Raw genomic sequence first — 12,721 nt, forward strand, 5'->3', positions numbered from 1 at the left:
ACGGACATGCACGATTTCGAGGGCAGGACCGCGGTCATCACCGGCGCGGGCAGCGGAATCGGCGCCGCCTTGGCTCGCCGCGCGGCGAACGAGGGAATGAACGTCGTCCTGGCGGACATCCAGGAAACACAAGCGCGAGAGATTGCCACGGCAATCGGGGGCGATCGGGCGTTGGCGGTGCGCTGTGACGTATCCGACGAGGCAAGCGTCGCGGCGCTCGCCGACGCCGCTTATGCGCGGTTCGGCACGGTCGACCTGCTCTGCAACAATGCCGGAATCGTGCCCGGCGGACGGCATCGCAAGGTTTGGGAATATGGCCTGGGCGACTGGCAATGGTCGCTCGGGGTCAATCTCTATGGCGTGGTCCATGGAATGCGCGCATTCGTGCCGAGGATGATCGAGGCTGGACGTCCCGGCCATATCCTCAACACCGCATCGGTCGCCGGCGTCGTTAGCGGTTCGGGATCGGCATGCTATGGTGCCGCCAAGCATGCCGTCGTGCGCGCGACCGAGGCGCTCTATGCAGGCCTGAAGGAAATCGGCGCGCCGATCGGGGTGACGATGCTTTGCCCGGGGCTGGTCAAGACGGCGATCTACGACGCCGAGCGCCACCGCCCCGCCGCCTTCGCCGATGGTGACGGCCCGATCCGCGAATCCGCCGAGCTCGAGGCGATGCGCGAGGAACTCTACCGCAACGCCACCACCGCCGAGGAAGCCGCCGATATCGCGTTCGACGCGATCATCGCGGATCGTTTCTATGCCTTCACCACGACCGCCTTCGACCCCGCGATCAGGCAGCGGGCCGACGATATCCTGGCACGCGCCAATCCCAGCTTCGACGACATCGTCGCGATGAGCCGCCGCGACGCGGGTCTCGATCGCGAACCATCGGCCAGCGAACCGCACACGGCATGAGCCGTTTCACCGATCACCTCGTGCTGGTGACCGGCGCCGCGTCAGGCATCGGTCTGGCGGCCGCGCGGCGTTTCCTGGCGGAAGGCGGGCAAGTCTATCTCGCCGATCGCGATGCCGACCAGCTCGCCGAGGCGGTTGCCGGGCTGCCTTCCGCTGACCGGCTTCACGCCATAACCTTCGACGCGACCGACGAAGCGGCCTGGACGGCGCTGGCGAAACGCATCGCGCACGAAGCCGGCCGGCTGGACGTGCTGGTCAACAATGTCGGCAATGCTGTCGTTCGCCCGATCGCCGAAACCAGCCTGGCGCAGTGGCGCGACACCATGGCGATCAATCTCGACAGCGTCTTTCTCGGCACGCGTGCGATGCTGCCGCTGCTGGCCGCGTCCGGGCATGGCGCGATCGTCAACCTGTCTTCGGTTCGCGGCATCATCGGCGGCGTCGATATCGCCGGCTATTGCGCGGCGAAGGGTGGCGTGCGGATGTTCACCAAGGCAACCGCGCTCGAATGCACGGCGCTGAGCAATGGGGTCCGCGCCAATTCGGTCCATCCGGGGCTGATCGAGACTCCGCTCGCGGCAGCGGTGTTCGCCGACCCCGAAAAAGCCGCGCAACGCCTCGCCAATATTCCGCTCGGCCGGATGGGACGGGCAGACGAGATCGCCGACGCGATCCTGTTCCTGGCGAGTTCGGAGTCCAGCTACATGACTGGTGCCGAGTTGGTGATCGACGGCGGCACGATCGTGCAATGACGTCGACCGGCGGCCCGCCATTTCCGCGCCTGTTCTCCCCAGTCGAGATCGGTCCGGTCACGCTCCGCAACCGTATCGTCATGCTGCCGCACGGCACTTCGATGGTCGTGGACGGCGCCCCTACCGACGACGACATCGCCTATTACGAAGACCGCGCGCGATCGGGCGTGGGGCTGATGATCACGGGGGCGGCGGTGGTCTCGCCCGACACCGCGCGGCGCGGACGCAAGCTGATCGAGGCCTATAACGACCAGGTCCTGCCCGCGCTCGCACGGCGCGCGGCGGCGGTTCGCGCGCAGGGCGCGGCGATCGTCGGCCAGATCATCCATCTGGGCCGCGAATCGATCGGCATGGAAAGCGATCATCCGTTGCTTGCGCCAAGCCCGATCCGCTCGCCGCGCGATCCCTTCCCGCCGCACGAGATGGACGACGCCGACATCCGCCGGATTATTGCCGACTTCGCCCGATCCGCGGCCAATCTGAAGGCGACCGGGCATGACGGCGTCGAGATCCACGGCGCGCACGGCTATCTCGTCGGCCAGTTCCTGTCGCCCGCCACCAATCACCGCGACGATGGCTGGGGCGGCGACCCGGTGCGCCGGATGCGCTTCCTGTTCGAACTGATCGACGCGATCCGTACCGCCTGCGGCGACGACTTCTTGCTCGGGCTGCGCCTCAGCGCCGACGAGGAACTCGCCAACGGCCTCGAACTGTCCGACACCAGGCGCATCGTCGAGGCGATCGCGCGCGATCATCCCGTCGATTACCTCAGCGTCACCCAAGGCACGCGCGGCGCCTATGTGAAGGACGTGACCCAGCCCGAGGCTACCGCGGCGCGCGCCGCCGGCGTGCTGCGAGATGCGTCCGGACTGGTGACGATCGTCGGCCAGCGCTTCACGTCGCCGGCACTCGCCGAAAAGGCGCTGGCCGACGGGCAAGCCGACGCCGTCGGCTTCGCACGCGCTTTCGTCGCGGACGGCGATTGGGTGGCCAAAGCGGCGCGCGGCGAAGCCAACCGCATCCGCCCGTGCGTCGGGCTGAACCAGGATTGCCGCGCCTTCGCGCCGCATCTGCACTGTGCGGTCAACCCGCTGGCGGGGCGCGAGCGCGATACCGCCTTTGCATCATTCCAGCCCGCTACGGAACCACGCCGCATCGCCATTGTCGGCGGCGGGCCGGCAGGCATGGAAGCAGCAAGGATCGTGGCGCTGCGCGGGCATCGGGCCACATTATACGAAGCGAGCGACGGCCTGGGCGGACAATTCCTCTATGCCGCGGCGATCCCCGAACGTTCCGGCCTACTGCGGTTGATCGATCACTTGCAGAGTGAGCTCCGCCGCCTGCCGGTCGATATCCATCTCGGCCGTCGGATCGACTATCCCGGCGATCTTGTCGGACACGCGGATGCGATCGTGCTCGCCACTGGTGCCGTGCCTCGGCCGCTCGACCCCGAGCGCGATGGTGCGGGCGTGTGCGGCTGGCTCGACATCCTCCGCGATGGCGCGCCCGCACCGTACGGTTCGGGGCAGGTGCTGGTCCAGGACGACGGCAGCGGTTTCTGGTGGACCTATGGCGTCGCCAATGCGCTGGTCGATGCGGGGTGGCAGGTCACCCTGTCGACCCCGTCGGCGACGATCGCGGGGGCAATCCCGGCGGAGAGCGTAGCGCCGTTGCTGGTGCGGCTCGGCACGGGCGACACACGCTACGAAGTCTTGTCCGAATTGCTCCAGGCGGGGGAGGGGGTCGCCAATCTGATGTCCCTGACCAGCGGCGCCGAACGCACGATCGCGGCGGATCTGGTGGTGGTACAGACCGGGCGCTCGGTCGCCGGCCCGAGGCCGGCCATCTTTTCCGATCGTGGGCTGGAGGTCCACTCGATCGGCGATTGCGTTGCCCCGCGGCGCCTGTCGCAGGCTTTGTTCGAAGCGCATCGGCTGGCGGTGCGGCTCTGAGGCTCAGTCCGCCGCGACGATCAGCGTCCCGGCATTGCGCCCCGCGAACAGGTCGACGAACGCAGCCGGTATCGCGTCGAAGCCGTGCCGTTCGTCGATCCGCACCTTGAGCGCGCCGCGCTCGATCCACCCGCCCAGCACTGCCCGCGCTTCATCGGCGCGGTCGACGAAATCGCCGACGACGAAGCCTTCCATCCTGAGCCGCCGATAGACCAGTTTCATCATGTCGCTTGGTCCCCGCGCCGGCCCGTCGCCGTCATAAGCGGCGATCTGGCCGCACAGCACGACCCGCCCGTGCGCCGCCATCCGGTCGATCGCGGCATCGAGGATCGCGCCGCCGACATTGTCGAAGAACAGATCGATCCCGGCCGGGCATAGTTCCGTGAGGCGCGCGCCCACGTCTTCGCCGCGATAATCGATCGCCTCGACGCCGCAGGTCTCACGCAGCCAAGCGCATTTGTCCGCGCCACCTGCGATCCCGATCACGCGCGCACCCAGGATCCGCGCGATCTGGCAGGCGACCGACCCAACCGAGCCGGCCGCTCCCGACACCAGCACTACGTCGTTCGCGGCGACCCGTCCCACCTCGGTCATCCCGAAATAGGCGGTCAGGCTGTTGAGCGAGAGCGGCCCCAGTGCCTGGGCAAAATCCATCTCGGCGGACAGCCGAAACGCCGGCACTGCGGCGGTATCGGGCGCGATCACGCTCCAATCCTCCCAGCGCGCCATCGCGATCAGGCGATCCCCGATCTGCCAGCCGGGGTGGTGCGAGGCGACTATTTCGCATCCCGCCATGCCCGATATCACCCCGCCGATCGGGATCGACCCGCGATCGCTGCGCCCCGGCGGGTCGAGCCAGTTGCGGATCGTCGGCGCGATAGCGAACATGTGGTTGCGCACCAATATCTCGCCATCGTTCAGCGGCGGCGCGACGAACGGCACCTCGACCAGTGCGAAATCGTCGATCGCAACCGGCCCGTCCGGACGCCGCGCCAGCGTCCAGCGGCGGTTGATGGTCATGCCGCCAGTCTGGCGCGAGCATCCGCCGCGCCGCCAAACAGCCGCGCGAGCACCATTATCCGCCGCAAGCCTCGCCCGACCGGCAATTCATCGGTGACGCCGATCCCGCCGTGAAGCTGCACCGCTTCCTCGGCGAGGAACTGCGCCGCGTGGGCGACATAGGCCTTGGCCGATCGCGCGGCGCGCCCGAAGTCCGCATCCTCCCGCCCAGTCGCGGCCGCCTTGATCGTCAGCGAGCGCGCCTGTTCGAGCGCGACGAACATCCGAGCGAGCTTGTGCTGTACCGCCTGGAAGGTGCCGATCGCCGCGCCGAACTGACGCCGCGTCGCGGCATAATCGGCGGTCTGTGCGTAGAGCAGCGCCATCACCCCGATCATCTCCGCGGCATGCGCGAGGTCGACCATGGCCAGCGCCGTCTCTGCAGCGCCGGCAGGCAGCGCGATCCGCGCGGCCTCGCAATCGGTCAGCGTGACGCAGGCCGCCGGTGTCCCGTCGGCGAGCCGCCGCGGCGTCAGCGTGGCGGCATCCGTATCGAGCGCTGCGACATAAGCGGCGTCATCCCCCAGCACGACGAGCGCCGAGGCCTGCGGCGCCCAGCGCACGAATTCGACCCTGCCCGAGACGCTGCCAGCCTCCTCGCGCAGCGATCCAACCGCCAGCGCCAGGATCGCCTCGCCCGCTATGGCCGGCGCGACCAACCGCCGGACGAGCAAGTCGTCGCCATATCGCGCCACGATGTCGGCCGCGCCGAGCACGGCCTCGCCTAAAGGCGTGATCGCCAGCCCCCGACCCAGCGCCTCCGCGACGATCATCACGTCGTCCGATCCGCCACCCATGCCGCCGGCACGCTCGGGCAGCAGGAAGCCGAACAGCCCGAATTCGGCCATCGCACGCCAGTCGGCCGCCGGCATCGGCGCGGCCCCGATCGCTGCCGCCTCACCGCGATCAGCAAGAAACCGCGCGACCATATCGCGCAGCATCGTCTGTTCCTCACTCGGCTCCAGCCGCATGTCAGACCCGCTCGACGATCGTGACGTTGGCGATCCCGCCGCCCTCGCACATCGTCTGGAGGCCGTAGCGCCCGCCGCGCGCATGGAGCGCATGGATCAGAGTCGCCATCAGCTTGGTCCCCGTAGCCCCTAGCGGATGGCCGAGCGCGATCGCGCCGCCATTGACGTTGAGTAGGGCCGGATCGGCGCCGATCGCCTTGAGCCAGGCCAGCGGGATCGACGCGAACGCTTCGTTGACCTCGAACAGGTCGATATCATCGAGCGCAAGGCCGGCCCGCTCGAGCGCACGCCGCGTCGCCGGGATCGGTTCCTCGAGCATGATAACGGGATCGCCCGCGGTAACGGTCAGGTTGTGGATGCGCGCCAGCGGGGTCAGCCCGTGCACCTTGACCGCGGCTTCGGACGCGACCAGCACCCCGCTCGCCCCGTCGCACACCTGGCTTGCGGTCGCCGCGCTCAGGCTGCCGCCCTCGGTCAGCAACTTGACCGACCCAATCGATTCGCGGCTGGCATCGGCGCGGACGCCCTCATCGCGCTCGTGGACCAGCCGGCCGCCTTCGGGCGTCGTCACCGCGACCGGGACGATTTCGCGCGCGAATGCCCCCGCTTCGATCGCGGCGGCGGCCTTGCGATGGCTATCCAGGGCGAAACGGTCGAGCGTATCACGGTCGAGGCCGTATTTGTCGGCGACCATCTGCGCGCCGGTGAACTGGCTGAACGCCGGGACGCCATAACGCGCCTGGATGCTCTTCGCGAACGGTCCCTCGCCGATCCCCGCCTGCGCCGCCAGCGTCACCGGCGAGCCCATGGGCACGCGCGACATGCTTTCGACGCCGCCCGCGATCACCAGATCCTGGGTGCCCGACATGACTGCCTGCGCGGCGAAATGCAGCGCCTGTTGCGAGGACCCGCATTGGCGGTCGATCGTCACCGCCGGCACGCTGTCGGGCAACGAGGACGCCAGCACGACGTTGCGCCCGAGCGCGAAGGTCTGCTCGCCGATCTGGCTGACGCAGCCGATGATGACGTCGTCGATCGCCGCCGGATCGACCCCGGTCTCCGCGACGATCGCGTCGAGCACGCGCGCACCCAGATCGGCGGGGTGGATACCGGCGAGCCGCCCGTTGCGGCGGCCGCCGGCGGTACGTCGGGCGGAAACGATATAGGCGTCGGGCACGAATGCGATCCTTTCGCGAAAGTCAGGGCGCGGCCGGAGCGGCGCGCGCGATCAGGTTGAGCTGGATCTCGCTCGTCCCGCCGAAGATCGACCAGGCACGGGCGTTGAGATAGCGGGCGGCGGCCAGCCTCGCTTCGGGCGGGCCGACCAGCGGCGGCGCATCGTCCGCGTGGAACGGGCGCTCGGCGGGCAGCTGCAATCCGGCCAGGCCGAACGCGTCGACCGCCAGCGCCTCGATTCCCTGGCGGATTTCCGACGCGATCAGCTTGACCGCGAGGCTACGCGGCGCGGGTGGGCGGCCGTCCTCGATCTCCAGCAAGGTGCGCAATTCGGTCATTTCGAGCGCCTCGGCCTCGAGCCGCAGCCGCACCGCGCGATCGGCGAGCAAGACGCCCAGCGGCGACGCCGCGGCAACCAGCCGGTCGAGATCGGCCAGCAGCTGCGGGGCATAACCCGTCCCGCCGCGCTCGTTCTCGAGCAGGAATTTGGCGATGCCCCAGCCCTCGCCTTCCGCGCCGATGCGGTTGGCGACCGGTACGCGAACGTCGTCGAGGAACACCTCGTTGAGCTCATGGTCGCCCGACGCGCTCAGGATCGGGCGGACGGTGACGCCGGGCGAGGTCATGTCGATCAGCACGAACGAGATTCCCGCCTGCGGTTTGACCGCGGCATCGGTGCGCACCAGTGCGAACAGCCAGTTGGCGAACTGTGCCTGGGTGGTCCAGATCTTCTGCCCGGTCACGATATAATCGTCGCCGTCGCGCACCGCGCGGGTCCGCAGGCTGGCGAGGTCGGAGCCCGAGCCCGGCTCAGAGAAACCCTGCGCCCAGACATGCTCGCCCGACCGCAGCGCGGGCAGGAAGCGCCCCTGCTGCTCGGGCGTGCCGTAAGTGTAGAGTACCGGCCCGACCAGCTTAAGACCCATGCCGGGCAGTATCGGCGCGCCGGCCCGCGCGCATTCGGTCTCGAAGATCCAGCGCTCGACCGCGCCCCAACCGGGTCCGCCCGCACTCGCCGGCCAGAAATAGGTCAGCCACCCCTGCGCATCGAGCGCCGTCTGCCACGCGCGGTAGACATCGGGCTCGGCGAACACGCCCGAGGTCAGCGCCGCGCCGCGCCGCATCACGGGGGTGAGCACGGTGTCGAGGAAGCCGCGTACCTCTTCCCGGAAAGCGCGTTGTTCGGGCGAGAGCGCGAGGTCCATCAGGCGCGCTCCACGATCGCTACGGCGGAGACGCCGGGCGCGCCGTAAACGTGGCTGTACCCGATCCGCGGGTCGCCCGGCACTTGCCGCGCGCCCGCTTGCCCGGTCAGTTGGACGTAGTTCTCGTACACCTGGCGCAGCCCGGACGCGCCGATCGGCTCGCCGCAGGCAAGGCAGCCGCCGTCGGTATTGACCGGCAGAATCCCGTCGATCCGAGTGCGGCCTTCGGCGATCCACGCTTCCTGTTCGCCATCGGCGCAGAAACCGTTCTCGGCCATGTGCATGATCTCGGCGCCGCTCTCGGTGTCCTGGAGCTGAGCGACGTCCACATCCTCGGGCCCGACCCCCGCCATTTCATAGGCGGCCCGCGACGCGATGTTGGTGGGCGAGAGGCCACGGTCGATGTCGAGCGCGGGCGAGAAGACCTCGAACGACCCCGGCGGGCGGCTGCGCACCGACGCCGCGCGCAGGCGGACTGCCGGCAGGCCAAGCGATTTCGCCTTCGCCTCGCTGGCTAGGATCAGCGCGACCGCGCCTTCAGCGGGCGAGCAGAACATGAACTTGGTCAGCGGGTCGCTGACCATCGTCGAGGACAGGATCGTCTCGGCATCGACCGGTTCGCGCCGCCAGGCATGGTCGGCCAGCACGCCGTTCGCGAACGCCTTTTCGGCAACCGCCGCCAGCGTGCCATTGGTGATGCCGTGCATCGCCATGTAGCGCTGAATCTTCATCGCGAAGAACTGCGTGGTCAGCATCAGTCCAGTTTCGCCATACCAATCGGGCAGGCCCCATTCGGCCGGCTTGGGATCGAACGCGCCGCGCGGATGCTTGTCGAAGCCGACCGCGATGCCGAGGTCGAACTCGCCCGACTTGATCGTCGAATAGGCGCCGAACATCGCCGACCCGCCGGTCGCACAGCCATTGGCGACGTTGATGAACGGGAGGCCGGTCAGCCCGAGCTCGGACACCATCGTATCGGCCTTGCCGGCGGCATCCGACCCGCCATAAGCGAACCGGATGTCGCGCCAGTCGAGTCCGGCGCGGCCGAGCGCTTGGCGCACCGCGAACACGCCCTGCTGCAGCCCGGTTCGTTCCGGCGTGCGCCCGAACGGATGGATGCCGGCGCCGACGATATAGACGCCGCTCACGCCGCTTTCTCCGTGATCGGGGCGAAGGCGAACGTCGTCCGCCGCTCGCCGCTTTCGAGCGTGAAGGGCGCAGCGACGAGGCGCATCGGCATGTCGATCGCGAAGCCGTCGAGCGGCGCGCCGGTGAGCCGCCCCTCGACGATGATCGCATCGCCGAGCGCGACATAACCCACGGCATAGGGCTCGAACGCCTCGGGCCCGGCATAAGGCGGCGATTTGGGCCGGAAGCGCTGGATCGTCCACGACCAGAGCCGGCCTTCGCGCGGCAACAGGACGGATTCGTATCGCTCGGGATCGGCGTCTCCCGGCGCCGGGAACACCAGCCGCCCGCTCTCGCGCTCGCGCGCCGCCAGCAGCGCCAGGGCGCCGTCCGCGTCGAGATGCAGCAACCGGTCGTCGATCGGCGGTGCCAGATCAGGCATATTCTTCCTCCTGCCCAGAAACCTAGTCAGGCAGGTCGGTCAGCGCCTCTGTCCAATGGGTCAGCTAGCGTTTCGCGCTAGCGCAGGGTGCCGAGGAAGCCGAGTTGCGCGGCCTTGAACAAGGCCTGGTCGCGGTTGACCGCGTCGAGCTTCTGCGCCGCCGAACGGATGTGGAAGCGGATCGTGGTGCGCTTGAGATTGATGATCATTGCGATCTCGTCATTGGTCTTGCCCGCAGCCGCCCAGCGCAGGCATTCGACCTCGCGCTTGGTCAGCATCACCCGCGCGATGCTGGCCGGGCGCCGCTCGGTTACCTTGACGTAGCTCGCGACGAAGATGCGCGCGAGCAACGCCAGCGTCTCGCCGACCGCCTCGAACGGCGCGGAAAGATCGTCGACCGCGGGATCGGGCGACAGGAAGCTCGCCGCCGCGATCTGCCCGAACGGCAGATGGATCGGCGCGACGATCGCCGCGCTGGTCAGTGCGCGCTCGCGGAAGTTGGTGAGATCGAGGCCGGCGAGCAACGCGTTGGGCGTACGGGTCCGGATGCCGTCCGCGTTGCACCAGAACGGCTCGCTCTCGAACCGGCACGCCATCGGCAGTGGAGAGGTCAGCGCCAGCTGCGGAAATCGCCACCAGCGCGAATCCTCGCCCGAAAAACCGAAGACGTCGCCGGCCAGGATCACGCCGTCGGCATCCTTCATCGGCTCGGCCGCAGCGATATTGTCGGTGACTGCGACCTTCAATCCGGCCAGGCCGTGCACCGCGTCGCGCAACGCTTCGGCAGCCGGCCGAATTTCCGCCAGCGATCGGACACGCACCGCGGCCAGCATGTCCTCGTTGACGTGCATCTTTTCCTATCCCGCCTTCAGGCCATCGAAGAATGGACCGCACAACGCATCGGCGACCTCTTCGGGCGTGCGTGTTTTCGCCATCGGGGGATACCATTTGTATGCCCAGTTGCACATGCCGAGGAAACCGTAGGTCGTGATCACCGGGTCGACTGCGCGGAACCGGCCGCTCTCAACACCTTCGGTGATAAGCGCCTTGACCCCATCGAAATAGTCGCGGCGGCGAGTGCGGATCGCATCACGCATCTTGCCTTCGAGGTCGCCATAATTGTCCATGAAAGCGCGGACATAGCCGGGATGCGTCGCGATCTGGCCGAGGATGTCGACGCACGCCGAGCGCAGTGAGTCGGCCGGATCGGTGCCCGCTTCGTGTTTCAGTCCGTCCAGCAGCGCAGAGATGTGCGTGTCGTGGATCGCGTAGAGGATCGACAGCTTGCTGGGAAAATAGTGATAGAGCGTCGGCTTCCCCAGTCCCACTTCGTCGGCAAGCATCTGCATCGACGTGTTGTGAAAACCGACCTTATCGAACAAGGCGGCGCAGTGCTGGATGATTTCGATGCGCTTTTCGTCATGCGCTTCGGTGGTCCGACGTTTTCGCGCTGGTTTGGCGCCCATCGATCATCCTTTCCCTGTTATATCCAAGACGTGCCCCGGCACGATCGCGAACTCAAGACGCGCCGCCTTGTTCATTTCGCCCCGGCATCCATCGCGGTCGCGCCGACCACCCAGGCCGACAGACCGGCGACCGGCACCGCGCACAATACCGCCTCGGCGACTTCGGCCTCGCTGGCGCCCGCGCGCCGGGCACCGTCCATATGGACCGACGCCCAGTTGCTGTAATCCGCCGCCAGCACCGTCACCAGCAACAGCTCGGCATGGCGCGGTTCGAGCGCGGTGCCCGACAGCGTTCCCTCGCGCATCAGATAATAAGCGTCACCGCCGACCGGCACGAGATCGAGCAGCTTACCGAGCGATGGCGGCATCGTCGTGAAATAAGAGAGGAAATTCTGCTCGGCTTCGCCCGGCGCGACGACCAACTCGCGCTCGTCGGCCTCGATCCGGGCACTGTCGGGATAGACGCGCGCATAGATCGATTCGAAGCGCAGCGCGGCGCCTTCGCCACGTGAACTCGCGAGGATCGCCACCGTGCATCCGGCAAGCTCGACGTCGAGCCCCGCCGCTGCCGCCGCGCGCAATTCGCGCTCGGTCATGTCGGGATAGCCTTTCGCGCACGCCGCCGCCGCGACGAACAGATGCTTGAGCGTTTTCGGCAAGGCGCCGTCATTCTCGATCACCGACCGGAAGCGGCGATACCCCGCCAAGGTCTTCGGCGCATGGGCACGAACACGGCCCACGGCGTCGAGTGTTACCGCAGCTGCGGTCATTGCGCGCCTCTCCTTTTTGCTAGACCAACCGGTCGGACGGTTATGCTAACGGCAGGATCGCGAACACGTCAACGGACGGTTTGGTCAGCGTGACGAGGATCAGGAAAGGCGGCTTTCGGATGTACGATCTAACGGGCAAGGTCGCGCTGGTGACCGGCGCGGCATCGGGAATCGGGCTCGCGACCGCACGCCGCTTCGCCGCGGCGGGCGCAGCCGTGATCCTGGTCGACCGCAATGCCGACGGGCTGGCCGCGGCGGTCGAGTCGCTCGGCGATGGCCGGCATCGCGGCGTCACGATGGACGTTACCGACGAAGCCGCCTGGGCGAAGCTGGCCGACGAGATCGATCGGGACGCCGGACGCCTCGATATCCTGGTCAACAATGCCGGGTTCGGCGTGTTCCGGTCGATTGCGGACACCACGCTCGACCATTGGCGCGCGATCATGGCGGTCAATCTCGACAGCGTGTTCCTCGCGACGAAACATCTGCTGCCGCTCCTCGGGCGATCGGGGAACGGCGCGATTGTCAACATGTCGTCGATCCGCGGGATCGCCGCCGCCGCCAATACCGGCAGCTATTGCGCGGCGAAGGGCGCGGTCCGGATGTTCACCAAGGCGACCGCGCTCGAATGCTCGGCTTTGGGCAATGGCGTGCGCGCCAATTCGATCCATCCGGGCCATATTGCCACGCCGCTCAGCGCCGGCGTTCATGCCGACCCCGCGATCGCCGCCCGCCTGCTCGCCGACATACCGGTCGGCCGGATCGGCACGCCTGAGGAGATCGCCGACGCGATCCTGTTCCTGGCAAGCGACGCGTCGAAATACATGACCGGGGCCGAACTCGTCGTCGACGGCGGCTCGACCGCGCAATAAAACCGGAGAGACA

Annotated in this window: 13 protein-coding genes; 4 read left to right on the forward strand and 9 right to left on the reverse strand. The window is 68.1% G+C overall.

All coding sequences use genetic code 11. The features are described 5' to 3' along the window. Positions 1-6 precede the first annotated feature (6 nt). The 3 genes from AC1DRD_RS17540 to AC1DRD_RS17550 are packed head-to-tail and all read left to right on the forward strand — an operon-like array spanning position 7 to position 3,619. Complete coding sequence (locus AC1DRD_RS17540) at positions 7-915, forward strand: SDR family NAD(P)-dependent oxidoreductase (RefSeq protein WP_478042341.1); 909 nt, start codon at positions 7-9, stop codon at positions 913-915. Next, positions 912-1,667 carry an SDR family NAD(P)-dependent oxidoreductase gene (locus AC1DRD_RS17545; protein WP_478042342.1) on the forward strand — a complete coding sequence of 252 codons (756 nt, stop codon included), beginning with the start codon at positions 912-914 and terminating at the stop codon, positions 1,665-1,667. Before AC1DRD_RS17540 ends, AC1DRD_RS17545 begins: the two co-directional genes overlap by 4 nt. Beyond that, positions 1,664-3,619, forward strand: a complete 1,956-nt coding sequence (locus tag AC1DRD_RS17550) for an oxidoreductase (protein ID WP_478042343.1) — start codon at positions 1,664-1,666, stop codon at positions 3,617-3,619. The genes AC1DRD_RS17545 and AC1DRD_RS17550 overlap by 4 nt, the downstream gene beginning before the upstream one ends. A gap of 3 nt (positions 3,620-3,622) precedes the next feature. On the opposite strand, the gene AC1DRD_RS17555 is transcribed toward AC1DRD_RS17550, so the two are convergent. From AC1DRD_RS17555 to AC1DRD_RS17595, 9 genes are all read right to left on the reverse strand, one after another. After that, positions 3,623-4,639 carry an NADP-dependent oxidoreductase gene (locus AC1DRD_RS17555; RefSeq protein ID WP_478042344.1) on the reverse strand — a complete coding sequence of 339 codons (1,017 nt, stop codon included), beginning with the start codon at positions 4,637-4,639 and terminating at the stop codon, positions 3,623-3,625. Continuing rightward, entirely contained in the window at positions 4,636-5,649 is a 1,014-nt protein-coding gene (locus AC1DRD_RS17560; RefSeq protein ID WP_478042345.1) for an acyl-CoA dehydrogenase family protein, read from the reverse strand. The genes AC1DRD_RS17555 and AC1DRD_RS17560 overlap by 4 nt, the downstream gene beginning before the upstream one ends. Position 5,650: 1 nt before the next feature. Then, positions 5,651-6,826 carry an acetyl-CoA C-acetyltransferase gene (locus AC1DRD_RS17565; RefSeq protein ID WP_478042346.1) on the reverse strand — a complete coding sequence of 392 codons (1,176 nt, stop codon included), beginning with the start codon at positions 6,824-6,826 and terminating at the stop codon, positions 5,651-5,653. 22 nt (positions 6,827-6,848) lie between these two features. After that, positions 6,849-8,030: an acyl-CoA dehydrogenase family protein gene (locus AC1DRD_RS17570; protein ID WP_478042347.1), complete on the reverse strand. Its 1,182-nt coding sequence runs from the start codon at positions 8,028-8,030 to the stop codon at positions 6,849-6,851. Next, complete coding sequence (locus tag AC1DRD_RS17575) at positions 8,030-9,178, reverse strand: thiolase family protein (protein ID WP_478042348.1); 1,149 nt, start codon at positions 9,176-9,178, stop codon at positions 8,030-8,032. The genes AC1DRD_RS17570 and AC1DRD_RS17575 overlap by 1 nt, the downstream gene beginning before the upstream one ends. Beyond that, on the reverse strand, positions 9,175-9,600 hold the full coding sequence (locus AC1DRD_RS17580; RefSeq protein WP_478042349.1) for a Zn-ribbon domain-containing OB-fold protein: 426 nt from the start codon (positions 9,598-9,600) through the stop codon (positions 9,175-9,177). Before AC1DRD_RS17580 ends, AC1DRD_RS17575 begins: the two co-directional genes overlap by 4 nt. Positions 9,601-9,677: 77 nt before the next feature. Then, positions 9,678-10,451, reverse strand: coding sequence for a helix-turn-helix transcriptional regulator (locus AC1DRD_RS17585; protein WP_478029607.1), 774 nt, complete (start codon positions 10,449-10,451; stop codon positions 9,678-9,680). 6 nt (positions 10,452-10,457) lie between these two features. Next, entirely contained in the window at positions 10,458-11,066 is a 609-nt protein-coding gene (locus AC1DRD_RS17590; protein ID WP_478042350.1) for a TetR/AcrR family transcriptional regulator, read from the reverse strand. A gap of 71 nt (positions 11,067-11,137) precedes the next feature. After that, complete coding sequence (locus AC1DRD_RS17595) at positions 11,138-11,836, reverse strand: carboxymuconolactone decarboxylase family protein (protein WP_478029605.1); 699 nt, start codon at positions 11,834-11,836, stop codon at positions 11,138-11,140. 119 nt (positions 11,837-11,955) lie between these two features. Here AC1DRD_RS17595 and AC1DRD_RS17600 point away from each other — a divergent pair, with 119 nt between their 5' ends. Then, positions 11,956-12,708: an SDR family NAD(P)-dependent oxidoreductase gene (locus AC1DRD_RS17600; protein WP_478042351.1), complete on the forward strand. Its 753-nt coding sequence runs from the start codon at positions 11,956-11,958 to the stop codon at positions 12,706-12,708. The last annotated feature ends 13 nt before the right edge of the window (positions 12,709-12,721 follow it).

The sequence above is a fragment of the Sphingomonas sp. P4_G2 genome, from assembly GCF_056401155.1.

Bases quoted from the DNA above. Each gene is read 5' to 3' on its own strand.
- AC1DRD_RS17540 (WP_478042341.1), top strand. From the start codon at position 7: ATGCACGATTTCGAGGGCAGGACCGCGGTCATCACCGGCGCGGGCAGC.
- AC1DRD_RS17545 (WP_478042342.1), top strand. From the start codon at position 912: ATGAGCCGTTTCACCGATCACCTCGTGCTGGTGACCGGCGCCGCGTCA.
- AC1DRD_RS17550 (WP_478042343.1), top strand. From the start codon at position 1,664: ATGACGTCGACCGGCGGCCCGCCATTTCCGCGCCTGTTCTCCCCAGTC.
- AC1DRD_RS17555 (WP_478042344.1), bottom strand. From the start codon at position 4,639: ATGACCATCAACCGCCGCTGGACGCTGGCGCGGCGTCCGGACGGGCCG.
- AC1DRD_RS17560 (WP_478042345.1), bottom strand. From the start codon at position 5,649: ATGCGGCTGGAGCCGAGTGAGGAACAGACGATGCTGCGCGATATGGTC.
- AC1DRD_RS17570 (WP_478042347.1), bottom strand. From the start codon at position 8,030: ATGGACCTCGCGCTCTCGCCCGAACAACGCGCTTTCCGGGAAGAGGTA.
- AC1DRD_RS17580 (WP_478042349.1), bottom strand. From the start codon at position 9,600: ATGCCTGATCTGGCACCGCCGATCGACGACCGGTTGCTGCATCTCGAC.
- AC1DRD_RS17585 (WP_478029607.1), bottom strand. From the start codon at position 10,451: ATGCACGTCAACGAGGACATGCTGGCCGCGGTGCGTGTCCGATCGCTG.
- AC1DRD_RS17590 (WP_478042350.1), bottom strand. From the start codon at position 11,066: ATGGGCGCCAAACCAGCGCGAAAACGTCGGACCACCGAAGCGCATGAC.
- AC1DRD_RS17595 (WP_478029605.1), bottom strand. From the start codon at position 11,836: ATGACCGCAGCTGCGGTAACACTCGACGCCGTGGGCCGTGTTCGTGCC.
- AC1DRD_RS17600 (WP_478042351.1), top strand. From the start codon at position 11,956: ATGTACGATCTAACGGGCAAGGTCGCGCTGGTGACCGGCGCGGCATCG.